Here is a 26789-nt window from a genome sequence, read left to right as displayed (position 1 = left end):
TCTCTCAACCCATGAACGAAGGTTAGACCTTCTTCACAACGCTCGATTTGAGCTGCATGGGACCGAATCCGTCAACCTTGCACTCGATGTCGTGGCCGTCGACCGGGCCGAAAAGCCGAATGTTGCGCACCTTGGTGCCCACCTTGATGGCGGTGGCACTGCCCTTGAATTTCAGGTCCTTGATCACCGTGACGGTGTCACCATCGGTGAGAACCGTACCGAAGGCATCCTTGAAGACGGCCTCGGCCGCTTCGTCGCCAGAGTCATCGGCCACGGCCGACCATTCGTGCGCGCACAAAGGGCAGACAAGAAGCGCACCCATCTCATAGGTGAGGTCGCTGGAGCATTCGGGGCAGGGAGGCAAGGTATCGTTCACCTGCCTATCGTAGACCCGAGTTGGTACCAGATACCCCATGGGGTATAGTCGCACTAACGATTGTTCGATGAAGGGAACCAACTATGTGCCGAGCCGTGAACTGCAAGACCTGTGGCAAAACGACGTGGGCCGGCTGCGGTCAGCATGTCGATCAGGTCATGAAGGGCATCCCTCGTGCCCAGCAGTGCGCCGGGCACGAGAAGGAAGCCTCCACCGGTGGGTTCTGGTCGAAGCTTTTCGGCCGCTGAGCCGTCGCTAGTCGCTAACTGATGCGTCGCTAGCTGATGCCGCCCATGCGCTCCAGGGCCGCACGCATGATCTGAGCCTCAGGAGTCGGAGCGACATGGTGATTGGCGTAGATGCCGAGCAGCCAGGACAGCACCTCGTCTTCGGCCATCGCGACGGCCGCCCAGTCCACCCCTGGCAACGCCTCGGTGCGTGGCTCACCCGTGGTTGGGTCGAGCCAGGCGCGCGCGATCTGGAGCCCGTCGCGTCCCGGTACGGGCGTCCAGACGAGGGCGATCGGGTGATGGTCACCGTCGATGTGCTCGTGGTCAACGGTTCCGGACCCGAGCCACGGCAGGGTCAGAAGCTCGCCGGTGATGCCGAGCTCAATGAGTTCCAGCTGCGTGGGGTCGGTCTCGGGCACATACAGGGTGAAGCCCTGTTCGAACCACTCCGCGGCATCCGCGATGGTGTCCAGAAGCTCCTCGAGCGTGTAGATCTCCTGGGCCAGGGTGAGCGACCACTGCAGCAGCGTTTCGGTCTGGTCCGCGGGCCACGGGCTCTCGAACGGGTCGTCGGTGCCGTGGTAATGATAGGTGGGTCCGGTGTCGTCGAGCACGATGTGCAGCTGGCCATCGTCGAAGTCGACGGAGAGGTTGAGCGCTTCACCGTCGTCACCCCAGTCGGCGAACAAATCAGGGTGCGCCAGGGCATCCGGAAGCGTGATCGCGGAGGCGAGACGCTCACCCAGGTCGAGCACGGCACGGAATTGGATCGTCGGCAGTCGCAATGTTTCGTCGGTTACCACGGGAGACTCCCTACGCCTTGCTGAACGTGATGCATGCTGGGAAGTTTATCGCGGCACGCGTCCGGTAGCCTTATCGCAGGAATAGAGGTGTGGCATGTCGACCAGGTGGGCACGGTTTGCGCGCGGCTGGCTCACCGCATTCGTCGCCGTTCTGGTTGCCGCACTCTCGCACACGGCCGCAGGCGGCACCACGCCGGGTGCGATCAGCATCGCGCTGGCCCTCGCTTTCTCGGCCATGGTCTGCATCCCTCTGGCCGGCAAGAAACTCTCCGTGCTGAAGCTGTCCGCATCGGTTGTCATCAGCCAGCTGCTGTTCCACGCCCTGTTCGGACTGAGCGGAACCAGCCCCGCCACGATGACCGCGACCGGCCATCACGGCTCCGGGCCCATTGTCATCGGTGCCGCCGACTCGGCAGCCGCCGTCGCCGCTCAGGGAACTCACGACATGAGCTGGATGTGGATCGCGCACGCCGTGGCCGCCGTCCTCACGATCGTCGCACTGCGCCGCGGCGAACGGACGCTCTGGTCGCTTCTGGACTTCGCGTGGCTCGCCCTTGTCGCCATCGTGCGCACTCTGGGAATCCTCGTCACGCTGCCGCGTCAGCGCGCTCGTGTTCTGGCCGCACTCGCGCACAGATTCATCGCCACCGACCGCGATATTCTGCTGTCGCCGATGCAACGACGAGGCCCGCCTCAGGCACTTTCGGCCTGCTGACCGGCCAGACTGATCGACGCTCAGACCCTCCTCACGGAGGGGCGCCGTCCCCGCGCCCGGGGAACGGCCACGCGTCGATAGCTCGCCCAACCGTCATCTGACAACGACAACGACGACGACGACGACCGCGCCGCACCCCGTGCTGCGCACCTGATTTCCTCGCGCCGACCCCCGACTTCATTCGGCTTTCGGCGCCCCCGACCCCTCGTGATCGCGCCCGTCCGCGACCTCGGAGATGGGATTCTCCACCATGCACCCTCCACACCAGACGAGCGATGAGACCCGTTTCGAATCACGCATCCTGACGGTGCGCGCTCCGACCGTGATCCCCGTCGTGCTGGCACTCTGTGTGCCCCTCGCCGTCGCCCTGTCCCTGCTCGCGATGATCGTCACGGATGCCTTCTCCGGCCTCGTGCTCATCGATCCGGGAGACCTGGTGACCCATGTTCTGCCGATCGCCCGGGTCGTGCACGACGGTGCCGCCGCGGTCACCATCGGGCTGCTCGTACTCGCGACCTTCGCGCTGCCCGGGCAGTCCATCGTGCCGGGCCGCGCGAGCTACAGCCAGTGGCGTGCCGCCCGGTGGGCCGTCTGGTCGGCGAGCGTCTGGGCCGCCGCCGGACTCGCCGTGCTCGTGTTCACGACGGCAAACGCACTCGGGGTACCCGTTTCGAGCAGCCTGTTTGCCACCCAGTTCTTCTACGTCGCGACCGAGCTGGACCTCGGTCGAACTCTTCTGCTCTCGGTGGGTTGTGTCGTGACGCTGCTCGTGATCCTGCTGGTCACGACGCGGGTCTCCTGGATTGCCACGGCCACGGTGCTCAGCATCCTCGCCCTCCTGCCGCTGGCGCTGTCCGGTCATGCCGCCGGATCGGACGAGCACGGCAACGCCGTCAACAGCATGGCGATCCACCTCGTCGGGGTGACGGTCTGGGTGGGCGGGCTCGTCGCCCTCCTCGTGATGCGCAAGCACCTCGGCACCGCCCTGCCCGTCGTCGTGGCCCGCTATTCCGTGTTCGCCGGCTGGGCATTCCTCGGGGTGGTCGTGTCCGGTGCCGTCAACGCCGGCCTGCGACTCGCATCTCCGGCAGATCTGCTCCACGGCTACGGACTGCTCGTGCTGTCGAAAAGCGTGATCCTGGTACTGCTCGGCGTTGCCGGGTACTGGCATCGCAAACGGATCCTGCCCCGACTCGTGCGGGCTCCATCCGACACCCGGGCTTTCGCCCGCCTGGCGGTCGTCGAGGTCGTGCTCATGGCGGCGGCGATCGGGCTCTCCGTCGGGCTCTCCCGCAGCGCCCCGCCCGTATCGCAGGCGTCGATAGCCTCCCTCGATGTGCGCCGAGCCCTGATCGGATTCCCCTTCCCGGAACCCATGAACCTCTTCCGGATGCTGACCTCTGTGCATGTAGACATGCTCTTCCTCTCCATCGCGGTTCTGTTGGCATGCTTCTACATCGCCGGTGTTGTGCGCCTGCGCCGCCGCGGCGACTTCTGGCCGTGGAACCGCACCGTGGCCTGGGTTGCGGGCTGTCTCACGCTGATTTACTTCACGAGCGGCGGTCCCGGGGTCTACGGCGCCGCCAGCTTCAGCACCCACATGCTGCTGCACATGGGCCTCATGATGTTCATTCCACCCCTGCTCGTTCTCGGGGGGCCGGTGCTCCTCGCCCTGCGAGTGCTGCCCAAACGTCACGACGACAGCCGAGGACCGCGCGAGTGGATCCTGATCATCGTTCACTCGCGTTACCTGCGACTGTTGTCCCACCCCGTGGTGGCGGGCGTGCTCTTTGCCGGCAGCCTCGTCGCGTTCTATTACACCGGCTGGTTCGAGTACTCCCTCCGCACCCATGCCGGCCACGTGCTCATGTGCGTGCACTTCCTCGCGAGCGGCTACGTCTTCTTTTGGGTTCTGATCGGGATCGATCCGGGACCGAAGCGTCCGAGCCATCCGCTGCGTCTCATCCTCCTGATCGCAACGCTGGCTTTCCACGCCTTCTTCGGGCTGAGCATCATGAGCGGCACCGAGGTGCTCGCCATCGATTGGTGGCACGCGCTGCAATTCACGGATGATGCGGCCCTCCTGGCCGATCAGCGCATCGGCGGCGGAGTCGCCTGGGGTGCGGGCGAATTCCCCACCGTCCTCGCGGCCCTCGTGCTCATGCGCCAGTGGCTCGCATCGGACGAGCGTCTGGCCCGACGACTCGATCGTAAGGCCGACCAGAACGGCGACGCAGACCTGCGCTCGTACAACGACAACCTCGCGGCACTCAACCGGAGAGACAACGGAGCACACTCATGAACACCGCACTTCGCCGCACCTGGGGGATGGCCATGGCCGTGCCGCTCGCCGCTTTTATCGCCCTCGGTATGGGCGTGCCGGCGGCCAGCGCACACGACTCCGTGGTGTCGACCACGCCCGGCAACGCCGAACAGCTCACGTCGGCACCCACAGAGGTGTCCGTGTTGTTCACCGACGATGTTCTGGACCTCGGCGCAATCCTGCTGGTCGTCGACGAACAGGGGACGGATTGGGCCAGCGGACAGCCCGTCATTGAGGGCACCACGGCAGCCCAACCGGTGAGCAGCGACATGCCCGACGGCGACTATCAGGTGCGCTGGCGGGTGGTTTCGGCCGACGGGCATCCGATCTCGGGCTCATTCGATTTCGCCGTGGGAAACACGGATGGCGTGTTCACGGCCGCGAGCACGGATGCCTCCTCCCCCTCCCCCGCACCCACGATCGGGTCGGTCGCCGATTCCACGCCTGCGATGCCTCTGGCCCTGACTGGAACCGTGGGTGCATTGATCGGCCTCGGAATCTTCGTGCTCGTTCTTTTCCTGCTCCGGCGCCCACGCGCCCAGACCACGACTCGCACTCCCGCGACGTCGAAAACCGGCACCGTCGACACACGATCGGACACCATCGAATGACCCTCGCCACCGCACCCCGCATCCTCGTTATTGCCGTTGCCGCGCTGCTCACCCTGTCGGGATGCGCCATCACGGCCGACACCGCTGTTGAGACGACCGCACCCGCCGCCGACAGCCTGAACATCACCGATCCCTGGGTCAAAGCCGCCGAATCCGGCATGAGCGCGGGCTTCGGCACCATCGAGAACTCGGGCGACACGGACATCACCATCGTGTCCGCCACCACCGAAGCCGCGTCGATGGTTCAGCTGCACGAAACCGTGACCAACGCTTCCGGGGCCACGGTCATGCAGCAGAAGGAAGGTGGATTCGTGGTTCCAGCCGGCGGAACTTTCGAGCTCGCGCCCGGCAGCAACCACCTCATGATGATGGATCTGACCGCACCGCTCATGGCTGGTGACGAGGTCCCGTTCACTCTGACACTCTCCGATGGCTCGACCTATGAGTTCACCGCTCCGGCCAAGGACTACGCCGGCGCCAACGAGACCTACGAAGGCAACATGAAGATGGACACCACCACATAATGACGGACGACCAGACTCCCGCTGCCCGTCGTGGTCTCAGCCGGCGGCACCTCCTGCTGGGAGGCGCCGCCGCCGGGATCGGTGCGGTCGGCGCCATCGGTATCGACCTGGCGGGCAAGGCCACAGCCGCACCACCAGCCACCATCCCCGCGTCGCTCAACGGTAGCGAGGTCGTGCCGTTCTATGGCGCGCACCAGGCGGGTATTGACACCGTTCCGCAGTCCCAGGCGACCCTGATCTCTCTCGATCTGAACGTCGGAACCGGTGGGGCAACACTGCGACGGCTGATGAGGATCCTCACCAGTGACGCGGCCCGCCTGAGCGCGGGCGAGCCTGCGCTGGCCGACTCTGAGCCTGAGCTCGCTCTCGCGCCGGCCCGGCTCACCGTGACATTCGGCTTCGGTGCGGGACTCGTGGCCGCCGCGGGGGGAACGGCCCCTGGTTGGCTGCGCCCGCTGCCGGCGTTCGGCGTCGACCGACTCGATCCGGCCTGGGCTGATGGCGATCTGCTTCTGCAGATCGCCGCGGACGATTCACTCACGGTGGCGCACGCCACCCGCATGCTCCTGAAAGACAGTCGTTCATTCGCGTCGGTCCGCTGGGTGCAGACGGGCTTTCGCCGTGCACCCGGCTCGGTGAAACCGGGCACGACCATGCGCAACCTCTTCGGCCAGGTGGACGGCACCGTCAACCTGGTACCGGGCAGCACCGACTTCGAGAGTCTGGTGTGGGGAACGGCCGGCAATCCGGCCTGGCTGCACGGCGGCACCGGGTTCGTGCTGCGGCGCATCAGCATGAATCTCGACAAGTGGGACAAACTCGATCGCTCTGGCAGGGAGGCATCCGTCGGCCGAACCCTGGCCAACGGAGCACCCCTCACGGGAACGCACGAGACGGATGACGCGGACTTCGGGGCCACGACCCCCCTTGGGTTCCCGGTCATCCCCGAGTTCTCACACATGCGGCGCGCTCGCTCCGACAACCCGGCGGAGCGGATCCTGCGCCGCGGGTACAACTACGACGAGGCACCCGTCGGTTCGGGCGTCTCAGACTCCGGGCTGCTTTTCGTGTCGTTCCAGGCGGATGTCGACGCACAGTTCGTCCCCATCCAGAAGCGACTCGACGCGCTCGACCTCCTCAATGAGTGGATCACCCCGATCGGGTCCGCCGTCTTCGCCATCCCTCCCGGCTGTGCCGAGGGAAGCTACATCGGCGACACTCTGTTCTGATGCCGGGCTGTTCTGATGCCGGGCTGTTCTAATGCAGGGCTGTTCTAATGCAGGGCACGTCGTTCTGATGCCGAGCACGTCGGTGCCCTGGGCCGATTCTCGCCGCTGCACATGAGGAACTGATCCGACCCCCGACCTTCGCGGGACTAGAGCGGTGCGGGGTCGAGGTTGATTTTGGGGATGCTCCAGACGTCGAGCCACGTTGTGGGTTTCGTGGTGGGTTCGGCGTTCAGGATGGTGGGGCGGAGTCGGGTGGCGGGGTGGGTGGCGTAGTGCTTCCCTGCCGGGCTGGTCCAGTTGAGGGTGCCGTCCTTGCCTTGTTCAACCGCCCATCCCGTTTCGTGCTTGACCCGGTGACTACGTTTGCAGAGGTTGGCGAGGTTTGAGAACACGGTTTCGCCGCCGGATTCCCAGGGGATGGTGTGGTCGATGTCGCAGTCCTGCGCGCGGCGGTTGCACCCGGCGGCGCGGCACGATCCGTCGCGGAGTTGCAGCCAGCGCCGGAGTTCATTGGGCACCTTGTACTTGGTGCGTCCGAAAGAGAGCACGGCGCCCGTCTCGGGGTGGATGAGGATGCGGGTGAAGCTCGATGCGGTGCCGGCGATCCTCCGGGCGGTTTCCGGGTCGATCGGCCCGAACCCCTCCAGCGTGCCGGGTTCCTCGCTCTTACCCATCAGCGTGAGCACCGGGACGGTCACGTACACGTTGCCGCGGATGCCGGCGCCGAGCCCCGTCGCGGTGACGCCGCCCAAAAGCAGGTCGACGGCGACGTCGGTGCGCAGTTGCGGGAGCGTGCGGGTTTCGACAGGCTCAACCAGCGATGAGGACTGGAGGTTCTTCGCCATCGCCTCAACCCGGTCCCTGATCGCACTGGCATCCTCATTGCTCAGAGTCATCTCCAGATACGCCATACCATCACGGCCCGGCCCGACAAAAAAGCACCGATCAGCAGGGCACGTTTGTGCCGCACGGCGATGGACTCCGGGTGGGTCAGCTCCCGAATGCGGATGGCTTTCTTCTTAAATTGCGGCACCGTCAGGGTCTCACTCTCAGTGAGAGCCTCTCGTTCGAAGTCCTGCCAGGCCTCATCGGGGAGGGCCAGAACGTTGTCGATGATGACCTCCATGTGGCGGTAACTGATGTCCCCACGGCGGAGGGCCTCGCGAGTGGCGGGCAGCTTGTGCTGGAGAAGTTCGCTGTGGCACATGAGGTTACGGGCGCAATTCTCCGGCAACGTCAACAGACACGCGAGTTCAGCGACCAGTCCCTCGTGCGCGGCCGTCATCGACGACCACTCCACGTACCCTTTCCTTCCACGAACGGCCGTGGTGGTGGGCCTACCGGTTTCGGAGGTGGCCTGGGTCCAGCGCATGATCTCGTCGACCGCAGCCGCCCGCGCGGCCTGCGCCGCACAGATCGCCCGGTCATGCTCTTTCACCGCATCAAGCAAGCGGAGCTGGGTATCGGCCGCTGCACGCTGTTCGGGCGTCAGACCGACGGGTTCGGGCGGGCTACTACCCGCGGCGTCCTCCGGTGGAGGAACTTCATTGGTGTTCTCCATGACTAGATTTTCCCATGGACCACTGACACTGTTCGAGAAAACCTCAGTATTGCGGAGAAGTTATTCGAAGCATTATTCGCCTCTAAGGTGGCAAGATCGGCTCACGTGGTCTCGACAGGCTCGACCAGCGCTTGGATCGAGCCTGTCGAGATCGTGGGGGCGTTGTCAGATCGGCTCGCGAGGTCTCGACAGGCTCGACCAGCGGGATGGGGCGTTGTGGGGATCAGGTCGCTGGGTCTCGACAAGCTCGACCAGCGCTTGGATCAAGCCCGGTCGAGATCAGCGGCTCGCGGGGACTGGGCGGGCTAGTCGGAGTCGCCGGAGGGAGCGGGCGTCGTGCCCATCTCTTCCTGCCAGACAGCGGTCGCGCCACTGTGGCCGATGCGGATGGCCTGCACCATCGTGCCCGTGGAGCCGATGACGGCAGCGGCAATGATCGCGATGGCAACCCACTTCGGGGCTTGGCGGGGCGGGCGATACGCGTAGCTGCGCCACAGCATCACACCGGCGACCACAACGAGTCCGATCACCCAAGGCAGCAGTCCCTCGGCGAGGTCGGCGTGGAGGCTAATCAGCGCCGAACCACCCACACGAGCCTCGAGCTTCTCCCCCGTTTCGCTGGAAAGCGGCACGAGCACGAGAGCGGCCAGGGCGAGACCCAGAGGAAGAAAACGTGCCCAGCGTCGAAACCGCGGCCAGACGGCAGCGAGCAACACGACGAGCGCGGCGGTCGGCACGACGACTTCCGTGGCATGGACGACGAGCGGATGCAGGGGAAGGCCGAATATGGTGTCGAACATGGGGCTCCTTGATGGTGTGGCGGTGCTGGCAACACAGTGAAACCGGCCGAAGTTTACCGAACCCACAAGGCCGCGCAGTGACGTCCCGATGACGCCGAGAGCAACGGACGACGAGCGCACACGAGGGTTCGCGTGACACTCGTTCAAGGCTAAGTGAGTGCGCTGTGAACCGCTAGGTAGGGAAGGCTGCGCTGCTCTCGGGACCTCTGCGGACGTGCCCTGTTCAACGGCGCCGGGCACGCACCAGCAGCCAGATACCCACGAAGACCTGCATGATGATGACGACGAGCAGACTCGACCAGATCGCGTCGAAGATCGCGGGAACGAGCGGGCTGCGCGGGTCCCCGCCCGTCGTCACGTCAGGGCCTGACCACACCTCCGGGGCTGCCGTCACGAGGGCGATCAGCAGCACCGTGACCACGGGCGTCAGCGTCGCGACCCACTTTTCGGTGCGGTTCCAGGTTCGTGCGAACCACACCATGACCAGGCCGGCGACGCTGCCCACGCCAGGGATCACAACGCCCCCGATCATCACGAGGAGCGCCGCAACGACGGGATACCAGGCGGGGTCGGCGGGATCGGCGGGATCGACGCGATCGACGCGATCGACGCGATCGACGCGATCGACGCGATCGACGCGGTGGGATGATGCGTCCGCCGTTCCACCGTGGTCGATCTCGGCACGCGCTTCGGCGGCGATGAACGACGGGTCGCCGAGGGCCTCGATGCGCTCTGCGGCATCCCTCGGGTCCAAGCCCTCAAGCTCTTCACGCACTCCCCGGAGGATGTCCCCGCTCACGCCGTGCGGCAGTGCGGACAGGGCCGCGTCGAGCTCAGCGAGGTACGCGCGCGCGGTATCCGTCATCGGGTCAGTCATGGGTGTCGTCCTTTCCGACGATTTCGCGGACGGTGGCGGCGAAGGGCTCCCACTGGAGTCGAAAACTGTTCAGCCGTTCTGTGCCGGCCGGCGTCAACCGGTAATACTTTCGGGTGGGACCGGAGCCCGAGGCTTGCTCGTGTGTGCTCACCAAACCCTGACTGCGCATGCGGGAGAGCATTGGATAGAGCGTGCCGATGCTGGCGATGAGGTTGTGGGTGATGAGGGTCTCGGACAGCTGCCAGCCGTACATCGATTCCCGGGCCAGCAACCCCAAAACACAGGATTCCACCACTCCCTTGCGGAGCTGCGCACCCACATCACTGTTCATGACCGCAAGGCTACCTTGCTTCGCACGTTAGCGAAAGGGCCGCTCACCGCGGGTGGCACGGCCTACGTGCGGTAGATTTCAGCGGTGACTGGTCGCGGTGGGGGTGCATGGGGCCTCGCCTACGCGCTGCTGGTCAGCGGGGTCATCGTGACCGTGGGCGCATCCGTTGTCTGGCCACAGTCCACGCTCCTGGCCGGAGCGCTCACCCTCGGCTGCGCGGCCGTCGGGCTCGTTCTCGTCGCGCGCACGCAACGCATCATCTCGAGCATCCTCATGCTGTTGGGCATCATGGCCCTGACCGTGGGCTTGGCCCTCGGCGGCACGGTGACCGTGGCCAGCCTGCTGTCGGTCAACCAGGACCTGGTCGGTATGCTCACGGCGGTGTCGTTTGTGCGACTGATCACCCCGGCACCCACCGAGGCGAGCAGCCGGTTGCGCGGACGAACCGCGGTGCTCCGAACGGCGATCGCGACGCACGCGCTCGGCGCCGTCATCAACATCGGGGCCGTGGGCATCGTGGGCGATCATCTGCGCGGGGACGGAAAGCTGCGCCTGGCCGACGCCACCCTGCTGTCACGGTCGTATTCGGCGGCCGCATTCTGGTCTCCCTTCTGGGCCGCCGCCGCCGCCGCCACCACGCTGGTTCCCGGCGCGAACACCCTCGTGCTCGTACTCGTCGGGGTACCACTGGCGCTCGTGGCCATTACCCTCAGCGCCTTCGACATCTTTCGCATGTGGGGACCCGACCTCCGCACCTACACGGGCTACACCCTCGGCTGGTCGCTCATCCGCATTCCGCTGGCGCTCGTGGCGCTCGTGATGCTCGCCCATCAGCTCTGGCCCGCGGTGCCCGTGCCGCGCATCGTTCTGCTCGCCGGCCTCACAGTGACGATCGCCGGCCTGCTGCTGCAACACCCCCGCGGAGCCCTCCGCCGGTTCGCGCGTCATGCCCGCTACGAGCTGCCCAACCTGCGCGGGGAGATAACGCTGTTCGCCTCCGCCGGAATTCTCGCCGTCGGGCTGCGAGTGCTGTTCCCGATGTTCGCGATCGACCTGCCGTTCACAACGTTCACCGTTCCCGTTGCATGGGCGTCTCTGGTCGTGATGGTGCTCTTCGCCCTGATCGGCGTGCACCCCGTGGTGTCGGTTGCCGTGGTGGCCGCGCTCGTGCAACCACTGAATCCCGACCCCACCCTCTTCGTGCTCGCCGCATCCATCGGCTGGGGAGCGTCCGCCTCGGTGGGCCCGCTCACGGGCCTCACCATGTTTCTGCACGCGCGCTACGGGATCGACGGGCTCGCGCTCACCCGACGCAACTTTGTGTACCTCGCCATCGTGCTCGCCGCTGCGTGGCCGGCGCTGTGGTTGTGCGAGGCTCTCATCTCCGGCTGACGTGCCGGTTCGTGCCCTCCATCGGTGGGCACTCCCCGCGTCGGCCCGGAGCAATCGCACAACCGCACACCGGTTCCGGTGTTCGGTCGGCAGCCCGCCACGCGACGGCTCAAGCGGCTCAGGCGCCGGGTGTGGCCGCGGAACGTGCCTTGATCGTGCTGCGCACCTCGTCCATATCCAGACTCGTGACGGCGCTGATGACCTCTTCCAATTGGGGTCCACTCAAAGCACCGGGCTGGGAGAAAACGAGAATCTGGTCTCGGAACGCCATCAGCGTGGGGATCGAAGAGATTCCTGCGGCGCCGGCCAAACTCTGTTCGTTTTCGGTATCGACCTTGCCGAATGCGATCTCGGCGTGCGCAGCGGACGCGGACGTGTACACCGGGGCGAACGCGCGGCAGGGGCCGCACCATGCAGCCCAGAAGTCGACGAAGAGAATGCTGTTGTCACTCACCGCCTGGCTGAATGAGTCTGCGGTCAGATCGATGGTTGCCATCGGGTTCCTTTCGGTCACTGTTGACGGCAGTCGACTTGAGACCACCGCAATCAGTATGCCACATACCCCCTGGGGTATGCTACGGTGGGTCCAACATTACGAGAAGGAGAGCCACCATGTGCTACCGAGTGACGTGTTCAACCTGCGGCAAAGCAACCTGGGATGGGTGCGGCCAGCACATCGAGCAGGCCCTCGACGGGGTCGCGACAGCCGACCGCTGCACCTGCGCGGAGAGTAACGAGCACAGAGAGTAACGAGCACAGAGACCACGCACCCATCAGCGGCCGCACCGCTCCACACTTCCGGCAGAGCGGCGCGACCAGGCATGAGCTTTCCCCGTGTGGTTATACGCTCGTCGTCGCGACCACCTGCGGCTCAGGCTTGAGTTCGCCGGCGAAGGCGCCGGGGTGCGAGCGTTCCAGCGCCGCGCCCTCCACGTCGACGTTGGGCAGAATGCGGTCGAGCCACTTCGGCATCCACCAGGCGGCATCACCGAGCAGGTGCATGACCGCCGGGATGATCAGCAGGCGCACCACGAACGCGTCGAGGAGCACACCGACGGCGAGACCGAAGCCGATCGACTGGATCATCACGGAGTTGGAGAAGACGAAGCCGGCGAAGACCGACGTCATGATGAGCGCGGCGGCGATGACCACCGTTCGGCCCGCGTGCACTCCGCGTTGAACGGCCAGACGGGCCGGCGTTCCGTGCACGTACGCCTCCCGCATGCCGCTCACCAGGAACAGCTGGTAGTCCATCGCCAGCCCGAAGAGGATGCCGACCACGAGGATGGGCAGGAAGCTCAGGATGGGCCCCGGATCATGGATGCCGAACACCGGTGCGAGCCAGCCCCACTGGAAGACCGCCGTGATGGCGCCGAACGACGCGAACAGCGACAGCACGAACCCGAGGGTGGCGGTGACGGGCACGAGAATCGAGCGGAACACGAAGATCAGGATGATCAACGAGAGCCCCACCACGACGAGCAGGTAGAGCGGCAGCGCCGCAGCGAGTTTCTCGCTGACGTCGATGTTTCCGGAGGCGTTTCCGGCCACGCCGAGAGAGGTGACCCCTGCGATATCCATCCCACGCAGGTCGAGCACGAGTTGCTCGGTCGTCACGCTGGTGGGGCCGTCGGCGGGCACCACCTGGAAGGCGAGCAGCAGGTCGTCGTCGGACGCACCGATCGGGGCGACGGCGACGACATTGTTCTCCGCCTTCAACAGGGTGCCGATGCGCACCTGTTCAGAAACAAGGTTGTCCGGGGAGATGGCCTCGGCCAGATCGGCGACGACGATGAGCGGGCCGTTGACGCCCGCCCCGAATTTGTCGTCCGTGAGCTTGTAAGCCTTGTAGGCACTCGAGGTAACCGGTTCGGATGAGCCCGCGGGCAGGCCCAGGCGCATCGTGAGGGCCGGAAGGGCGATAGTGAGCAACACGGCGATGCCGGCGATGACCGTGACGACGGCGCGCACCGTCTTCATCGGCTTGAGGGGCAGGCGAGACCGGTTCTCGGCCCGCCCGATCCGGGCACGCGCCTTCTTGGTGAGGATCTTGACGCCGGTCAGGTGCAGGAGGGCGGGCGTGAGCGTGACGGCGATGAGGATGGCCACAAACACGCAGACCGCAGCGACCGTGCCCATGAGGCCGAGGAACGGCACACCGGTGAGGTTGAGGGCGAGCAGGGCGATCAGCACGGTGGAGCCAGCGAAGACGACGGCGTTGCCCGAGGTGCCGTTGGCGAGCCCGATGGACTCCTCCAGCGGCACGCCGTTGCGGAGCTGCACTCGATGGCGGTTGAGAATGAAGAGCGAGTAGTCGATCCCCACCGCGAGTCCGAGCATGACGCCCAGCACGGGAGTCACCGACAGCATGGTGACGGTGCCCGACAGGGCTAGCGAGGCGAGAACACCCACGCCCACGCCGATCAGGGCGTTGATGAGGGGCAGGCTCGCACCGATCAGCGTGCCGAGCATGACGAACAACACCACGGCCGCGAAGATCACGCCGCCGATCTCGCCCGGGCCGAGGATCTCGGGGATGCTCGACGCGATGTCGTTGGACACCTCGACCGCAACGCCGTCGATGGCGGCGGCGTCCATGGCGTCGACGAGGGCCGTCTTGGCCTCGGCGGAAACCAGGTTGAGTGACTTGTCGAACTGGATGCTGGCGACCGCGGTGGTCTCGTCGGTGGAGACCAGGCGAATTTCCGCGGCGAGGTCGAGCAGGCTTGCGCCCTGCTCGAGCGTGGTGCTCTGCGCCGTCAGGGTGGCGCGGCCCTCGTCGAGGGTGGCCTGCTGTGCCGTCAACTCGGCGGCACCGGCGTCGAGCTGCGCCTGCTGCGCGGCCAACTGCGGCTGGGCGGCAGCGAGCTGTCCCGCTGCCTCGGCCTGGGCCGTCGCCGCATCGAGCTGAGCCTGCCCGTCGGTGATCTGGGCCTTCGCTGCATCGAGCTGCGCCTGTCCGGCGTCGAGCTGTGTGGTGGCGGCGACGATCTGCTGGCGGCCGTCGGCGATCGTGGTTGCCTGGCCGTCGATCTGCGCCTGGGTGTCGAAGGGGTTGGTGGTGGCCTTCACGTCTTCGAGAGACAGCGACCGGGTGAGCAGGTCGCCTACGGCCGTCTTCTGCGCATCGGTGAACGCGGAGTCGTTTGTCGTGGTGAACACGACGGTTCCGCGGCCACCACTGGCGGCCGGGAACTTGGCGGAGAGTTCATCGGCCACTGTCTGGGTGGGGGTGCCGGGGATGCTCACCGCGGAGCTGAGCGTGCCGCCGAAGAGCGCGAACGCGCCACCGGCCAGGGCGAGGATCGCCAGCCAGGCCACGATGACGAGCCAGGCTCGGCGGGCGGAGAATCGACCGAGTCGATAGAGGAGGGATGCCATTGTCGTCCGGTTCTTTTGTGTGAAATGAGGTTTCAGGCGGGGGTGGGGCAGGATCAGCAGGGAACGGAATAGCCCGTGCGAACCGTGGCGATCAGCCGGCCAAGCAATTCGTCCCACACATCGCGGGAGGCCCCGTCGAGCGTCGCCCCCGTGCGGGCTATCCAATGGGCGGACACCACAGCGAGACCGTTGATCACCGAACTGACAAGCACGGCGACCTCGAATGCGTCAATCTCGCTGCTGCGATCGGCGATCTCGATCGAGAGCTGGTCGGTGGCACGCGTGAAGACATCGTCGAACTGGTCGCGGGAACGGCCGTCGTCGCCCAGCACACCCCACAGGTAGGCGACCACCGTCGGCAGATCGATGTCCTGCACGGCCGATGTGATGTCGGCGAACAACGTGACGCGGCTGCCGTCCCCCACGGGTGTCGCCTTCGTCGCCGCCCGAAACTCGTCAACGACGCCGCTCAGCCGACGAGTGCAGGTCGTCATGATCACGTCGTCGAGGGAGGAGAAGTGGTTGAAGACGGTGCGACGGGAGACATCGGCACGCTCCGCAAGCTCCTCGACGCTGAATTGGGGTTTGCCACGTTCGCGGATCAGCGCGTCGGCGGCATCCAGAATCGCCTCACGATAGCGCGCCTTCAGCGCTGCACGTCGATCGGGGGTAATGGTCTGCGAAGTCACCTACTTACACTAAGTGCAACGACGCACGAAGTGCACCGTAATCCGGCCCCGCCCGCTGCCAATCCTCTGTGAAGCAGAATGCCCGTGATCAATGGTGCGGCCTCCGGAGCACGTAGCCTGTTTCTATGCACCCGCCGGCTGTCCGCCCTCACGACCGGGGCGCTCGGGTGGCCGGCGTTGACATTGCCCGCGGGCTGGCGATCGTCGGCATGTTCATCGCCCACGCGATCCCGCGCGGGACAGGGTCAGAACTGATCGTCGACGGGCGTTCGTCCATTCTGTTCGCCACCCTGGCGGGCGTGTCCCTCGGGATCATGACCGGGGCCGCGCGGCCGCTCCGCCCCGGCCAGCGTTCGGATCGAATCGAAGCCATCCTGGTGCGCGCCATCATGCTGTTCGTGCTGGGCGGCCTGCTCACGAGCCTGCCGAGCGGCGTAGCGGTGATTCTCGACTACTACGCGCTCATGTTCCTCGTGCTGACTCCGCTACTATTTCTGCGCCGATGGATGCTGGCCGTGATCGGTGGGATCTTCCTCGCCGTGGCGGCATGGTTGGGCGCCGGCCAGGGCGAGCTCGATGGCACACAGCAGTCGCTGGCCCATTTCATCGACTACTACTTTCTCAACGGCACGTACCCGGTGCTGATCTGGACGGTCTTTCTCCTCACCGGACTCATCGCCGCGCGATCAGACCTGACTCGGGAGAAGACTCAGGTGGCCATGGCGGGCTTCGGCGCATCCGCGGCGGTGGCGGGCTACGGCGCTGCCGCGATCATCCCCGGCATCAGCGCCGCGGCGCATTCCGGAACGCTGGCCGAGGTGGTGGGTTCGGGCGGTCTCGCCATCTCGATCATCGGGGGGCTGCTGTGGCTCACGGCACCACGGCGTGGTTCCCTCGGTCGACGCCTGCGAGGCGTGGCCTGGCCGGTCGGCGCGATCGGATCGATGCCCCTGACGATTTACACCCTGCAGATACTTGCCCTGACCGGCTGTGTCCTGCTGATCGAGCGCGGTGGCGGAGTCGAGTATCCCGGCTGGCCCCTGCTGATCGGGATGCTGCTTCTGTCCCTCATCGGCGCCAGTCTGTGGCGGTATTTCCTGGGCCAGGGACCCCTCGAGCGCCTGTTCGCCGCCGCCACCCGCGCGGTTCTGGGGCGACTGCCCCGGCGATCCTTGGGCATGGGAACCCGCACGTGATGCTGGGAGGCAGAGTGCAGGCGTGAGTGACGCAGTGTCTATACGCTGGCCTCATGACCGAACATGTGGACGTCTTAATCGTTGGTGCCGGGCTCAGCGGCATCGGTGCCGCCACCCATCTGAAGCGCGAACGCCCCGACACGTCTTTCGTCGTGCTCGAATCGCGAAACACCGTGGGCGGCACCTGGGATCTCTTTCGATACCCCGGCATCCGCTCGGATTCGGACATGTTCACGCTGGGGTACTCGTTCCGCCCGTGGACCGACCCGAAGGCCATCGCCGACGGCGTCTCCATCCGCGAGTACATCGACGCCACGGTGGCGGACGAAGGGCTGGCGACTCACATCCGTCTCAACACCCGCGTTCTGAGTGCCGCATGGTCGAGCACGACGGCCAGATGGACGATCACCGCGGTGAGCACATCGGCGGCCGAGTACGCGGGTGAATCGGGCGAGACCATCACCTTCACGTGCTCATTCCTGTCGGTGTGCTCCGGCTACTATCGCTACGACGAAGGCTTCACACCGACGTTTCCCGGAGCGAAAGACTTCCTCGGAACGATCGTGCACCCGCAGCACTGGCCCGCCGATCTTGACTACACCGACAAGCGCGTCGTCATCATCGGGAGCGGCGCGACAGCGGTCACCCTCGTGCCTTCGATCGCGAGACGGGCAAGCCACGTCACCATGCTGCAGCGTTCACCCTCCTATATTGCTCCCGTTGCCTCGCGGGACAAGAGCGCGGATCGTGTGCGCTCCCTCCTGCCACCACGGCTCGCGTATGGCCTGGTGCGCGGCAAGAACATCCTCTACTCGATGTTCACCTATCAGCTCAGCCGCCGCCGACCGGAGCTGATGAAATCCATCCTCCGGAAGGCCGCGGTCGCCCGACTCCCCGCGGACTTCGATGTCGACCGGCATCTCACCCCGACCTACAATCCCTGGGACCAGCGGCTCTGCGCGATTCCCGACGCCGATCTCTTCCGGGCGATCAGCAACGGATCGGCCGAGATCGTGACCGACCGGATAGAACGAATCACGCCGGACGGAATCCTGCTGGCATCAAAAAACATGCTGCCGGCAGACATCATCGTGACCGCGACCGGGCTGAATCTCCTGGTCATCGGCGGCATGTCGCTGTCCGTCGACGGACGTGCGATCGACGTGTCGACCGCCGTCGCGTACAAGGGAATGATGCTGTCCGACGTTCCGAACTTTGCGCTCACCATCGGATACACAAACGCGTCGTGGACCCTCAAAGCCGACCTCGTGGCACGGTACGTCTGCCGTCTCCTCGCGTACATGGAGCGGCATGGCTTCGACACCGTCACTCCGCACGCGCCGGAGTCGGTAAAGTCCGGCCCCCTCTCGGCCCTGATCGATCTGAAGGCCGGATACATCCAACGGAGTCTGAGCGCGTTACCCAAGCAAGGGACCCACACGCCCTGGCGCTTGCACCAGAACTACTTCCGCGACTTCGCCCTCCTGCGCGGAGGCAGGCTCGGACAGGATGTGAGTTTCGGTCACCGCGGCGAGCCGGTGCTCGCCGAGGATCCGCTCGCGCTGCCGGGCGCCGGCATGCTCGACCTCGCGGGCATCACGGTTCGCTATCGGGTGACCGGGTGCGGCGCACCGGTCCTGGCGCTGCACGGCATCGGCCAGAGCCTCGACGATTGGAACGAACAGCACGATCGGTTGGCGCAGCAGCACACGGTGTACAGCCTCGACTTGCCCGGGTTCGGGCATTCCGACCGGATGCCCGGCGCGGCCACTCTCACTCGGCTGGCGTCGATTCTGCCCTTATTCCTTGATGCCCTGGGCGTCACGATGCCCGTGGCGGTCATCGGCAACTCGCTGGGAGGCGCCGTGGCCATGACCTTCGCAGTGAGCCATCCTGAACGCGTCGCGGCACTCGTTCTCGCCAATAGCGCGGGCTTCGGACAGGACGTCACCCTGGCCCTCCGGCTTCTCACGGTCCGGCGAATCGGCAGGTTGCTCCTGCACCCCAACCTGACAAGCTCGACACGCACCGTGCGGTCCCTGTTCTACGACCCGTCTCTCGGAACCGCAGAGCGCATCCGTCACTCCCATGCTCTGTCGCGGCGGCGGGCACACTCTCGAACTGTGCTCGACCTGGCCCACGACCTGGGAACCTTCGTGGCATCAGACCTGAATGGCGGGGCGACCTGCTCGCCGCCCTCGCACAACTGGATATCCCGACCCTGGTCGTCTGGGGAGATCACGACCATGTGCTGCCGAGCTCGCACCTGCACGCGGCGACACTGGCCCTTCCCCGTGCGGAATCGCACCTGTTCGAGCGCACGGGCCACATGCCGCAGATCGAACGGCCCGACGAGTTCGCGGCGCTCGTGGAGGATTTCCTGACCCGGTCAGCGCCGGCGATGCGTCCCGGGCAGAGTTGACCCGCAGCAGTGCCGCCCTGGCCGCGCTTCACTGCAGCGCCGAGGTGAGTCGGGCGAGGTTGTCTCCGATCTTCTGGCCGAGGGGGCGGGCGAGCCACTCATCGAGGTCGAGCCGTCGACTCTGAGCGCGATAGTCGTCTTCGACCAGGCGCATCCGACGAACGATGTCGTGCCCGTGCAGCAGCACCGAGACCTCCATGTTGATGCTGAACGAACGAATGTCCATGTTGCTGGAGCCGATGACCGCCACATCGTTATCGATGGTGAAGTGCTTGGAATGAAGCACAGTGGGCTCCCGGTAGAGATAGATGGCCACCCCCGCTTTCAGGAGCGCCTCATAGTAGGAACGCTGCGCGTGGTGCACGAGCTTTTGGTCGCCGATTTCAGACACGAAGAGTTCGACCTCTACCCCGCGGGAGGCTGCCGTGACGATGGCCAGCAGAGTGGACTCCTCGGGCACGAAGTACGGACTCGTAATGCTGATCCGGGATTGGGCCTGGTGCAACATCAGCACGAACAGTTTCAGGTTGTTGTCGTTCTCGAAGCTCGGCCCGCTCGGCACCACCTGAGCGTTGACGGGGGATGCGACGACGGGCCCGGGCAGCGGGGCCGACCGGCTCTCCAACGGCAACAACACGCCCGTCTCGCTGTACCAGTCGGTGATGAACACCGCGTCCAGCTCCGGAACGACGGGGCCCTCGAACTCCACCATCAGTTCCCGCCAGCGCAGGCCGCGTCGCAGATTCTTCGGTTTCAGATAGCTGGCGGCGATGAGGTTCTGCGATCCGGTGAAGCCGATCCGTCCATCCACCACGAGCAGTTTGCGGTGGTTACGCATGTCGGCGCGCTGCCACTGCCCTCTGAGCGGGCGGAGCGGCAACATCGGCAACCACTCGGCCCCCATCATCTCGAAGGCCGCCCGAGTCTCCCGACGTCTCGGCAGCAGGAGACCGGACACATGATCGGAGAGCGCCCGCACGATGACACCGCGCTCTCGGGCCCGTCGAAGGGCGTCGAAGACCGGTGCGGTCTCCGAGTCCGAGACCAGGATGTAGAACTGCACGTGCACCCGGTCGGTGGCGGTGTCGATGGCCGCCGCCATCGCCGCGATCGACCCGGCATAATCCTCGAGGAGGCGGGCACTGTTGCCACCAACCATCGGCAGCGCGCCCAGATTCTCGTTGAGCTGCGCCGCCGAACCCAACCAGTCAGGCCAGTCGGCACGATTCTGCGCGGTGCTGCCCTGCGTGCGCGCAAGGAATAGCTCGCTCACCTCGCGCTGCTTCACCCGGCGGGACGGGGGCAGCCGTCCAAAACCAACCAGCAGGAACACCAGTATGCCGACTAGGGGCACGAAGACGATGGTCAGCACCCAGGCAATCGCGGCCGCCGGCCTGCGGTTGGCGGAGATCAGCACCGTCGCCACGAACACGATCACGACGTGCGCGAGGAGCGCCAGAAGGGCCACCGTCTCACCCGGCAACACGAGGCACCGATCGGGCCTGCGCGATGAACTCGGCCATGAGCCGGTCGGGGCCGGTCATCAACGGGTGGGGTCGGTGAAGTTCAGTGCCAGATCGATCAGCAGCCGGGTGCCGAACCCGGTCGCCCCTTGCGTCAGCCAGGAGTCGTCGGTGTCCGACTGCATGGTGCCAGCCATGTCCAGGTGCGCCCAGGGCGTATCGCCCACGAATTCGTTCAAGAACAGCGCGGCCGTGGTGCTGCCGGCGTACTTGCCACCCATGTTAGAAATATCCGCGACCTCGGAATTCAGCTGCTGACGATAGCGGTGTTCCAGCGGCAGCTGCCAAATCGATTCATCGGTAGCCCGGGAGGAACGCACCGCCTGATCGACCAGCGCCTGGTTGTTGCCGAACACGGCCGCCGTGTGGGTACCCAGGGCCATCAGGGCCGCGCCGGTCAGGGTCGCGATGTCCACAATCGCATCCGGTGACTCCTCGCTGGCGAGCACGAGCGCGTCGGACATCACCAACCGCCCCTCGGCGTCGGTGTTCTTCACCTCCACGGTCATGCCGCCGCGGATGTTGAGCACGTCGCCGAGTTTCATCGCCGACCCGCCGGGCATGTTGTCGGTGCACATCAGGAATGCCGTGACGGCGGTCGGGCACTCCAGCGCATGCAACGCGGTCATGGCGCCGACCACAGCGGCGGCGCCGGCCATGTCCATCTTCATGGAGAAGTGCATCGGGTCGGACGGTTTCAGGGAGATGCCGCCGGAGTCGTACATGATTCCCTTGCCGACCAGAGCCAGGTGGGGAGCGGGCTGATCACCGGGCGGCGTGTAGACCAGTTTGATCATCCGGGGCTCTTCCCTGCTTCCGGCATTGACGCCGAGCAGTCCCCCGCAGCCCAACTCGATGAGGTTCTGCTTGTCGAAGACATCAACCTGCAGTCCGTCCGCCCGACCGAGCTCGATGGCGATGCCGCCAAGATCGGCCGCAGTGAGGTGGCTCGGCGGCGTGTTGGCCAGATCGCGGGCCAGGGTGGTGGCCCGGGCCATGATTTCCCCGGTGCGCGCCCCGGCCCGTACCTCGTCGGCGAGGTCGGGGGCGACCAGAATGTCCAGGGAAACCAGATCGACATGGGTGCTGGACGGCTTGAGCTCGACGTACCGGTAGCGGGCCAGCAACACTCCCTCAGCCACGGTCTGACCCAGCACCCGCGGGTCGAGCTCAAAGCAGGTGCCGAGCGCGATGCCGAGCCGAGCCTGCCGCCGGGCCGCACGGGCAAAGGCGGCCGCGACATCGCGCAGCACCGACGCGGTCTGGTCCTCGCGGGGTCCCGCGCCGACGACCACGATGATCGGTCCACTCGATTGCGGCAGCACGCAGGTCTCCCCGGCCGTGCCGGTGAAACCCACTCGGGCGAGGGCATCCGTGGGCAGGCCGGTGCTATCAGGGAGGTCCTCGCCAGGGCCGACAACGAAGCCCACGGCGTCCAGGCCGACCGAGAAGTCGTTGCCGACGAGGATACCCACCGCGTTCTCGGCGGACTGGGAGGGGATGGGGCTGAAGCTCTCCGGGATCAGCTTGTAGGTACCGAAGGACATCATTCAGCCGATCGCCGGGAGCTTCTGAGCGGTGGCGCGCTGCCTGCGTGCTGCGGTCTGGTGAGTCCGTCGTTGGAATGCCATGGGGTGCTCCTTGTCGATTGGTGGGGACGGGAATCAGCGGAAGGGCAGATCAGGGAAACCCGCAGTCGGGCGGATGCAGAGGCAGAAACGGCTGGAGGTTCAGCTCGAAGCTGATGATCCGGCACCGGCTCCTCTCGTGGCGTCCGGTCACATCTCCGAGTCACTGAGGCGCCGATCGTCACTGTCGACTTCTCGGCCGCTGGAGAGTTGCGCCGGGATCTCCCCGGGACGAAAGTTCGGCATCCGGCTGGCGGGCACGATCCCCAGTAAGGCGATTCCGGCCAGAGCGAGCATGGAAGCCTTCAGCGCTTGCAGCCGCGCAAGCTCATTGAGGGCGATCGCTGCATCCAGCTGGGGCAGCGTCGCTGTCGTCCGCGCTAGAACTGCGTCGAGCTGTTCGTTCGTGATGAAGTTGACATTGTTGAGGTCCACTTGTGAGATGAGTCCGGGCGGGAGCTCCGGATGGTCGACGGTGGCCACGGTGATGAGGCTGCCGAGAACTCCCACCGCGAAGACACTGGCGACGGCGATGCCGACGCTGCCGGAGATATTGTGCACCAGACCCCGCCAGGCACCGACGTCGCCGGCCAGGCTCTTCGGCGCAGCCGAGAGAAGCGTGTTGAAGACCAGGGCGACGATGGCGCCTTGCCCGAGGCCCAGCACGATCAGCCCGAGCACAACCAAAAACTGCTCCCATTCGTTTCGGATCGTGAACGCGAGCAGGGTGAGCCCGGCCGCTACGACGACGAAGCCTATGCTGGCGAGCGTGCGCGGTGGAAAGCGCCGGTACAGTCCGGCGACCAGCGTGCTGGCCAGGAAGATGGACAGCGTGTACGGGATGACCGCTATGGACGTTTGAAAGCTGGACCGACCCTGCACGATCTGGATGTACAGCGGGATCAGGAAGTTCGCGGCCGTTCCGACGAACAGCATCACCGACATGGCGAAGGTCGTCGCCCGCTCCGAGCCACTCTTGAGCACGGTCAGGTCGAAGATTTGTGGTTTGTGTTCGGCCTTGCGCTTGCGCAGCCAGCGGAAGAAGAGCTGGCCGCCGAGCGCGCCGAACAGGATCAGCACGGGCGCCGGGGACAATCCGAACAAAGCGAACGGGGCGTCGGGCGTGGCCATGAGCACACCCCAGGAGTTCAGACCGCTGAAGCCGAAGCTGAGAAGAATGATCGACCCGGCGGCCAGCAGCGCACCGACCCAGTCAATGCGCACCTCGGGCTGGGCAGGAACAACCTTCAGCCGGAAGCTGAGCAGCAGGTTGACCGCGGCCAGGCCCACGATGAGCACGAACGACCAGCGCCAGCCGATCGTCGACGCGAAGGTACCGGCGATCAGCAGCGCCAGCACCCCCGCGGCCGGAATGGCCGCGGCGAGATAGCCGATCGCCCTGGCCTGCTGCTCGCCTCGGAAATTCGCCGCGATGAACACCACAAGCGCCGGCGCGATGAGCGCGATGACGGCGCCCGATGCGGCCTGGGCGACGAACAGCATAATCGGGCTGATGCTCGCGGCGACAGCAGCCATCGCCAGGCCGTGCACGATGATGGCGAGCTGGAAGACCCTGCGGGAGCCGAACTTGGCTCCGATCTTGGCGCCGAGCAGGATGAAGGCCGCCATCGCGAAGGTACCGGCTGTGATTGCTGTGCCCACGCTGGTGGCCGGCGTGTCCAGATCGGTCGTGATGCCCTGCATCGACACCGTCAGGGCATTCACGGCAAAGGACGCCTGGATCTGCGTCAGCACAACCACGATCAGCGGCAGCCACGACGTGGACACCTCGCGGAGGGTGCCCTCTGGCTTGGATTCGGTCATCGCCACTCCCGACTGCTGGTTGAGTGGTGTCAATTTAGGGTGACGCGTGCCCGACCCTTCCGGATTGGCGCGTTTCGGTGCCTACGCTGGCGCTGAACCGAGCATGGCGGTGTGCACTGCCCGATCCCACCCCACGCAGGGAAGACCTTGAAATACGGCCCGGGCACCACTACTGTCGGCCGCAAGTCGAGTTCGACCGGTCTCCGACAGGCTCGGGAAGGGATTCACCGTGTGGGTTCCGATCACGCCCGGCAGTCTCGAGCGCGTTTACGCAACATCCGGGCGGTCCGATCTGCCGGGAACCGACCCGTACGACCTCGCAGAGCGGCTGTTCGCCGCCGACACCGAGGTGTTCCACTTCTCGGCGGTGAAACGGGTCATCGGGCGCAGCTGTGTCACCCTGTCCACCCAGTCCGCGTTCCGATTGGTCGGCCGCGCGGATTCCGAGCCGGGAAGCCTCCACGTCGGGTTCCTCCTCAACGGGTCCGTCCGAATCTCGCTCGGAACAGGTCCGTCTGAGCTATTCGTCCCCGGCAGCGTGTACGCCACCTCCGGATGGAGCGTCGCCACACTCGAAACGGAGGAGATCACCCGCGGACTCGACATCCAGGTGCCGCCGGACCGTCTCGCCAGTCGCGGCGTGCGGATGCGTCGGCCCCAGCTCCGCATCGATGCGGGCAACTCGCTCGCCAATCTCCTGCGCACATTCGCCTTGGCGGTCGTCTCTCCGGCCTGGAAACCGTCCGTGGTCGGTGAGCTCGTGGCAGAGCACACCCTGGAGGACCTGGTCGTGGGACTCCTGCTCGAAAGTGACGGGTACGCCAGAGACAGTGCCGACCTGCGCGTCGAGTTGCGTCATCGAGCGCTGACCCACATCGGGATTGCGTACCAGGACTCCGACCTGACCCCGTCGACGCTGGCCGTGCACCTGGGGGTATCTCTCAGACACCTCCAGAGGTCCTTCGAAGGCAGCGGATCCTCGATCGCCGCTCAGATCAAGAAGCAACGTGCCCAGTCTGCCGCCCGGCTCCTGGGTATCCCGCGCTCGGTGCGCCTCAGCCTGGCCGAGGTCGCGGAACGCTCAGGTTTCCACTCGGCGTCCGAACTGCGCGCCGTGTTCCGCTCTCAGTACGGCGTGCTGCCCTCCGACTATCACGCCAGCATCGACCGTGAGGGCCTCGCCCTTGCGACTCGTGAAGCGTGATTCCGCGCCAACCTCCGACCTGAACGGACACTCCGCAGCATAGTTATCAACGATTCATTCGCCCACGAAGGATGTGACATGGCCGCTCGCAGCACGTTACTCGCCCTGCTCACCGGAGGCGTTCTCGCCGTACTTCTGGGCGGCTGCGCCACGGCCGGAAGCAGCGGCTCGTCACCCTCGCCGACAGGATCGGTGCAAGCCGGCAGCCTGGTCGGCGTGTGGACCGTCGAGGGCGATTTCAGCACTCCGGAGCGGCCCTACATCGCCTTCGTGCAAGACAACACGTGGAGCGCCTCCGACGGGTGCAACCGGGTGCGTGGCACCTGGCAAGTCGCCTCCGACGGGTCCCTCAGCACGACCTCGGGACCGCAGACCCTGACCGCCTGCGACGGCGTACAGCTGCCCATGCTCCTGGTCGCGACGACCTCGGTCGAGGTGACACCGGATTCGCTGACTCTCATCGGCACCGGCGACGCCGCGACGACCACGGTCCTCGTGCGGTCTTCTGATTCCACGGTCGGCCCCCAGGGACGCCCCATCGGGTATTGGGCGGAGTCACGTACCCCCGCGTCGCCGTTCCTGAACTTCAGCACAGACGGCACGTATTCCGGCAACGACGGCTGCAACAACCTGACCGGCACCTGGGTCTCGAAGGCCGACGATGCGGTCGTACTCACCGGCGGCGCTACGACGCTGAGGGCCTGCGAGGGAGTGGACGATTGGCTGGGGCGAGCGGTTCAGGGTCGGGTGCTGGCCGGTGTGATGACGCTCCAGGCCGTCGACGGAACCGTTTTGGGCCAGTTGACTGCCCTCTGACCTTCACCGGCCGACCCCGCTCACACCACGTTCCGGGAGACGGCACGCGTAAGCCACTCTCTGACCGCAGGCATCCTCGTGTTCGTCACACTCGGGCCGCTGGTGCCGGTGCGGTTCGGGGAGTCAGACCGGTCCAGGAGCGGAAGGCCCGGTAGAACGATCGCGGGTCGTCGTACCCGATGAGGAAGGCAATCTCCTGGGTGCTCATCCGTCCCTGAGCCAGGTAATGACGGGCGAGCGCTTCGCGAGTGCGGCTCAGCTCCCCCTGGAAGCTTGTGCCGTCGGTCTTCAACTGGCGCTGCAAACTCCGCGTGCTCGTCGACATTTCGCGGGC

Annotated in this window: 24 protein-coding genes and 2 pseudogenes; 11 read left to right on the top strand and 15 right to left on the bottom strand. The window is 65.9% G+C overall.

Annotated elements, in window-relative coordinates:
* Positions 1 to 22: 22 nt before the first annotated feature.
* The gene (locus JF66_RS09290) at positions 23 to 415 is read right to left on the bottom strand and encodes a zinc ribbon domain-containing protein YjdM (protein ID WP_156109718.1); all 393 of its coding nucleotides are present in this window, start codon (positions 413 to 415) and stop codon (positions 23 to 25) included.
* Between the two features lie 238 nt (positions 416 to 653).
* On the bottom strand, positions 654 to 1409 hold the full coding sequence (locus tag JF66_RS09285) for a hypothetical protein (RefSeq protein WP_156109717.1): 756 nt from the start codon (positions 1407 to 1409) through the stop codon (positions 654 to 656).
* Positions 1410 to 1503: 94 nt separating this feature from the next.
* Here JF66_RS09285 and JF66_RS09280 point away from each other — a divergent pair, with 94 nt between their 5' ends.
* The 5 genes from JF66_RS09280 (at position 1504) to JF66_RS09260 (ending at position 6811) form a co-directional block, all read left to right on the top strand.
* A complete protein-coding gene (locus JF66_RS09280) occupies positions 1504 to 2124 on the top strand; it encodes a hypothetical protein (protein ID WP_035877279.1) in 621 nt (206 codons plus the stop codon).
* A gap of 250 nt (positions 2125 to 2374) precedes the next feature.
* The gene (locus JF66_RS09275) at positions 2375 to 4426 is read left to right on the top strand and encodes a cytochrome c oxidase assembly protein (RefSeq protein ID WP_035877305.1); all 2052 of its coding nucleotides are present in this window, start codon (positions 2375 to 2377) and stop codon (positions 4424 to 4426) included.
* Positions 4423 to 5058, top strand: coding sequence for a copper resistance CopC family protein (locus JF66_RS21670; RefSeq protein WP_051973346.1), 636 nt, complete (start codon positions 4423 to 4425; stop codon positions 5056 to 5058). Before JF66_RS09275 ends, JF66_RS21670 begins: the two co-directional genes overlap by 4 nt.
* On the top strand, positions 5055 to 5582 hold the full coding sequence (locus tag JF66_RS09265; protein ID WP_035877278.1) for a copper chaperone PCu(A)C: 528 nt from the start codon (positions 5055 to 5057) through the stop codon (positions 5580 to 5582). The genes JF66_RS21670 and JF66_RS09265 overlap by 4 nt, the downstream gene beginning before the upstream one ends.
* The gene (locus tag JF66_RS09260; RefSeq protein ID WP_035877277.1) at positions 5582 to 6811 is read left to right on the top strand and encodes a Dyp-type peroxidase; all 1230 of its coding nucleotides are present in this window, start codon (positions 5582 to 5584) and stop codon (positions 6809 to 6811) included. Before JF66_RS09265 ends, JF66_RS09260 begins: the two co-directional genes overlap by 1 nt.
* 146 nt (positions 6812 to 6957) lie before the next feature.
* Here JF66_RS09260 and JF66_RS24285 read toward each other — a convergent pair whose 3' ends face one another.
* The 6 genes and pseudogenes from JF66_RS24285 to JF66_RS09235 form a co-directional block, all read right to left on the bottom strand.
* The gene (locus JF66_RS24285; RefSeq protein WP_231556361.1) at positions 6958 to 7329 is read right to left on the bottom strand and encodes an HNH endonuclease signature motif containing protein; all 372 of its coding nucleotides are present in this window, start codon (positions 7327 to 7329) and stop codon (positions 6958 to 6960) included.
* Positions 7330 to 7350: 21 nt separating this feature from the next.
* Positions 7351 to 7746, bottom strand: a pseudogene (locus JF66_RS24280) (DUF222 domain-containing protein); the annotation flags it as partial.
* On the bottom strand, positions 7704 to 8372 hold the full coding sequence (locus JF66_RS09250) for a hypothetical protein (protein WP_035877276.1): 669 nt from the start codon (positions 8370 to 8372) through the stop codon (positions 7704 to 7706). The gene JF66_RS09250 and the pseudogene JF66_RS24280, both read right to left, overlap by 43 nt.
* Before the next feature lie 305 nt (positions 8373 to 8677).
* Complete coding sequence (locus JF66_RS09245; protein WP_035877274.1) at positions 8678 to 9172, bottom strand: DUF2231 domain-containing protein; 495 nt, start codon at positions 9170 to 9172, stop codon at positions 8678 to 8680.
* Between the two features lie 223 nt (positions 9173 to 9395).
* A complete protein-coding gene (locus JF66_RS09240; protein ID WP_035877273.1) occupies positions 9396 to 10049 on the bottom strand; it encodes a hypothetical protein in 654 nt (217 codons plus the stop codon).
* Complete coding sequence (locus JF66_RS09235; RefSeq protein WP_035877272.1) at positions 10042 to 10380, bottom strand: PadR family transcriptional regulator; 339 nt, start codon at positions 10378 to 10380, stop codon at positions 10042 to 10044. The genes JF66_RS09240 and JF66_RS09235 overlap by 8 nt, the downstream gene beginning before the upstream one ends.
* Positions 10381 to 10464: 84 nt before the next feature.
* On the opposite strand from JF66_RS09235, the gene JF66_RS09230 reads away from it, so the two are divergent.
* Positions 10465 to 11772: a hypothetical protein gene (locus JF66_RS09230; protein ID WP_035877271.1), complete on the top strand. Its 1308-nt coding sequence runs from the start codon at positions 10465 to 10467 to the stop codon at positions 11770 to 11772.
* Positions 11773 to 11890: 118 nt separating this feature from the next.
* On the opposite strand, the gene JF66_RS09225 is transcribed toward JF66_RS09230, so the two are convergent.
* The 3 genes from JF66_RS09225 to JF66_RS09215 form a co-directional block, all read right to left on the bottom strand.
* Entirely contained in the window at positions 11891 to 12268 is a 378-nt protein-coding gene (locus JF66_RS09225; RefSeq protein WP_035877269.1) for a co-chaperone YbbN, read from the bottom strand.
* Between the two features lie 344 nt (positions 12269 to 12612).
* Positions 12613 to 15153: an MMPL family transporter gene (locus JF66_RS09220; protein WP_035877268.1), complete on the bottom strand. Its 2541-nt coding sequence runs from the start codon at positions 15151 to 15153 to the stop codon at positions 12613 to 12615.
* 53 nt (positions 15154 to 15206) lie between these two features.
* Positions 15207 to 15842 (bottom strand): TetR/AcrR family transcriptional regulator, encoded by a 636-nt coding sequence (locus tag JF66_RS09215; RefSeq protein WP_035877267.1) that lies wholly within the window; start codon positions 15840 to 15842, stop codon positions 15207 to 15209.
* A gap of 125 nt (positions 15843 to 15967) precedes the next feature.
* Between JF66_RS09215 and JF66_RS09210 the strand changes: the two genes are divergently transcribed.
* From JF66_RS09210 to JF66_RS25285, 3 genes and pseudogenes are all read left to right on the top strand, one after another.
* A complete protein-coding gene (locus JF66_RS09210) occupies positions 15968 to 17038 on the top strand; it encodes a hypothetical protein (protein ID WP_156109716.1) in 1071 nt (356 codons plus the stop codon).
* 53 nt (positions 17039 to 17091) lie between these two features.
* Positions 17092 to 19134 (top strand): annotated as a pseudogene (locus JF66_RS24275) (alpha/beta fold hydrolase); the annotation flags it as partial.
* A gap of 152 nt (positions 19135 to 19286) precedes the next feature.
* Positions 19287 to 19460, top strand: coding sequence for an alpha/beta fold hydrolase (locus tag JF66_RS25285; protein WP_369797983.1), 174 nt, complete (start codon positions 19287 to 19289; stop codon positions 19458 to 19460).
* 28 nt (positions 19461 to 19488) lie between these two features.
* On the opposite strand, the gene JF66_RS09200 is transcribed toward JF66_RS25285, so the two are convergent.
* From JF66_RS09200 to JF66_RS09190, 3 genes are all read right to left on the bottom strand, one after another.
* Positions 19489 to 20946 (bottom strand): phospholipase D-like domain-containing protein, encoded by a 1458-nt coding sequence (locus JF66_RS09200; RefSeq protein ID WP_035877265.1) that lies wholly within the window; start codon positions 20944 to 20946, stop codon positions 19489 to 19491.
* Between the two features lie 57 nt (positions 20947 to 21003).
* Positions 21004 to 22533, bottom strand: coding sequence for a leucyl aminopeptidase (locus tag JF66_RS09195; protein WP_231556360.1), 1530 nt, complete (start codon positions 22531 to 22533; stop codon positions 21004 to 21006).
* A 228-nt stretch (positions 22534 to 22761) separates the two neighbouring features.
* On the bottom strand, positions 22762 to 24435 hold the full coding sequence (locus tag JF66_RS09190) for an MFS transporter (RefSeq protein ID WP_051973344.1): 1674 nt from the start codon (positions 24433 to 24435) through the stop codon (positions 22762 to 22764).
* A 229-nt stretch (positions 24436 to 24664) separates the two neighbouring features.
* On the opposite strand from JF66_RS09190, the gene JF66_RS21665 reads away from it, so the two are divergent.
* Positions 24665 to 25639: a helix-turn-helix transcriptional regulator gene (locus JF66_RS21665; protein WP_051973343.1), complete on the top strand. Its 975-nt coding sequence runs from the start codon at positions 24665 to 24667 to the stop codon at positions 25637 to 25639.
* A gap of 78 nt (positions 25640 to 25717) precedes the next feature.
* Entirely contained in the window at positions 25718 to 26455 is a 738-nt protein-coding gene (locus JF66_RS21660) for an META domain-containing protein (RefSeq protein WP_051973342.1), read from the top strand.
* Positions 26456 to 26540: 85 nt separating this feature from the next.
* Here the strand turns inward: JF66_RS21660 and JF66_RS09175 are convergent.
* The coding region (locus tag JF66_RS09175; protein WP_035877264.1) for a helix-turn-helix domain-containing protein at positions 26541 to 26789 on the bottom strand (249 nt) is incomplete at its 5' end.

Origin of the sequence: Cryobacterium sp. MLB-32 (assembly GCF_000738085.1) — a bacterium.
Taxonomy (GTDB): Bacteria; Actinomycetota; Actinomycetes; order Actinomycetales; family Microbacteriaceae; genus Cryobacterium.
Note: the sequence above shows the minus strand (reverse complement) of the source record. Positions and strands in the feature narration are given on the sequence as shown.

What these genes read in the sequence shown, in the direction of transcription:
- JF66_RS09290 (WP_156109718.1), bottom strand. Translation starts at nt 415, where the DNA reads ATGGGGTATCTGGTACCAACTCGGGTCTACGATAGGCAGGTGAACGAT.
- JF66_RS09280 (WP_035877279.1), top strand. Translation starts at nt 1,504, where the DNA reads ATGTCGACCAGGTGGGCACGGTTTGCGCGCGGCTGGCTCACCGCATTC.
- JF66_RS09275 (WP_035877305.1), top strand. Translation starts at nt 2,375, where the DNA reads ATGCACCCTCCACACCAGACGAGCGATGAGACCCGTTTCGAATCACGC.
- JF66_RS21670 (WP_051973346.1), top strand. Translation starts at nt 4,423, where the DNA reads ATGAACACCGCACTTCGCCGCACCTGGGGGATGGCCATGGCCGTGCCG.
- JF66_RS09265 (WP_035877278.1), top strand. Translation starts at nt 5,055, where the DNA reads ATGACCCTCGCCACCGCACCCCGCATCCTCGTTATTGCCGTTGCCGCG.
- JF66_RS09260 (WP_035877277.1), top strand. Translation starts at nt 5,582, where the DNA reads ATGACGGACGACCAGACTCCCGCTGCCCGTCGTGGTCTCAGCCGGCGG.
- JF66_RS09250 (WP_035877276.1), bottom strand. Translation starts at nt 8,372, where the DNA reads ATGGAGAACACCAATGAAGTTCCTCCACCGGAGGACGCCGCGGGTAGT.
- JF66_RS09245 (WP_035877274.1), bottom strand. Translation starts at nt 9,172, where the DNA reads ATGTTCGACACCATATTCGGCCTTCCCCTGCATCCGCTCGTCGTCCAT.
- JF66_RS09240 (WP_035877273.1), bottom strand. Translation starts at nt 10,049, where the DNA reads ATGACTGACCCGATGACGGATACCGCGCGCGCGTACCTCGCTGAGCTC.
- JF66_RS09235 (WP_035877272.1), bottom strand. Translation starts at nt 10,380, where the DNA reads ATGAACAGTGATGTGGGTGCGCAGCTCCGCAAGGGAGTGGTGGAATCC.
- JF66_RS09225 (WP_035877269.1), bottom strand. Translation starts at nt 12,268, where the DNA reads ATGGCAACCATCGATCTGACCGCAGACTCATTCAGCCAGGCGGTGAGT.
- JF66_RS09220 (WP_035877268.1), bottom strand. Translation starts at nt 15,153, where the DNA reads ATGGCATCCCTCCTCTATCGACTCGGTCGATTCTCCGCCCGCCGAGCC.
- JF66_RS09210 (WP_156109716.1), top strand. Translation starts at nt 15,968, where the DNA reads ATGCACCCGCCGGCTGTCCGCCCTCACGACCGGGGCGCTCGGGTGGCC.
- JF66_RS09195 (WP_231556360.1), bottom strand. Translation starts at nt 22,533, where the DNA reads ATGATGTCCTTCGGTACCTACAAGCTGATCCCGGAGAGCTTCAGCCCC.
- JF66_RS09190 (WP_051973344.1), bottom strand. Translation starts at nt 24,435, where the DNA reads ATGACCGAATCCAAGCCAGAGGGCACCCTCCGCGAGGTGTCCACGTCG.
- JF66_RS21660 (WP_051973342.1), top strand. Translation starts at nt 25,718, where the DNA reads ATGGCCGCTCGCAGCACGTTACTCGCCCTGCTCACCGGAGGCGTTCTC.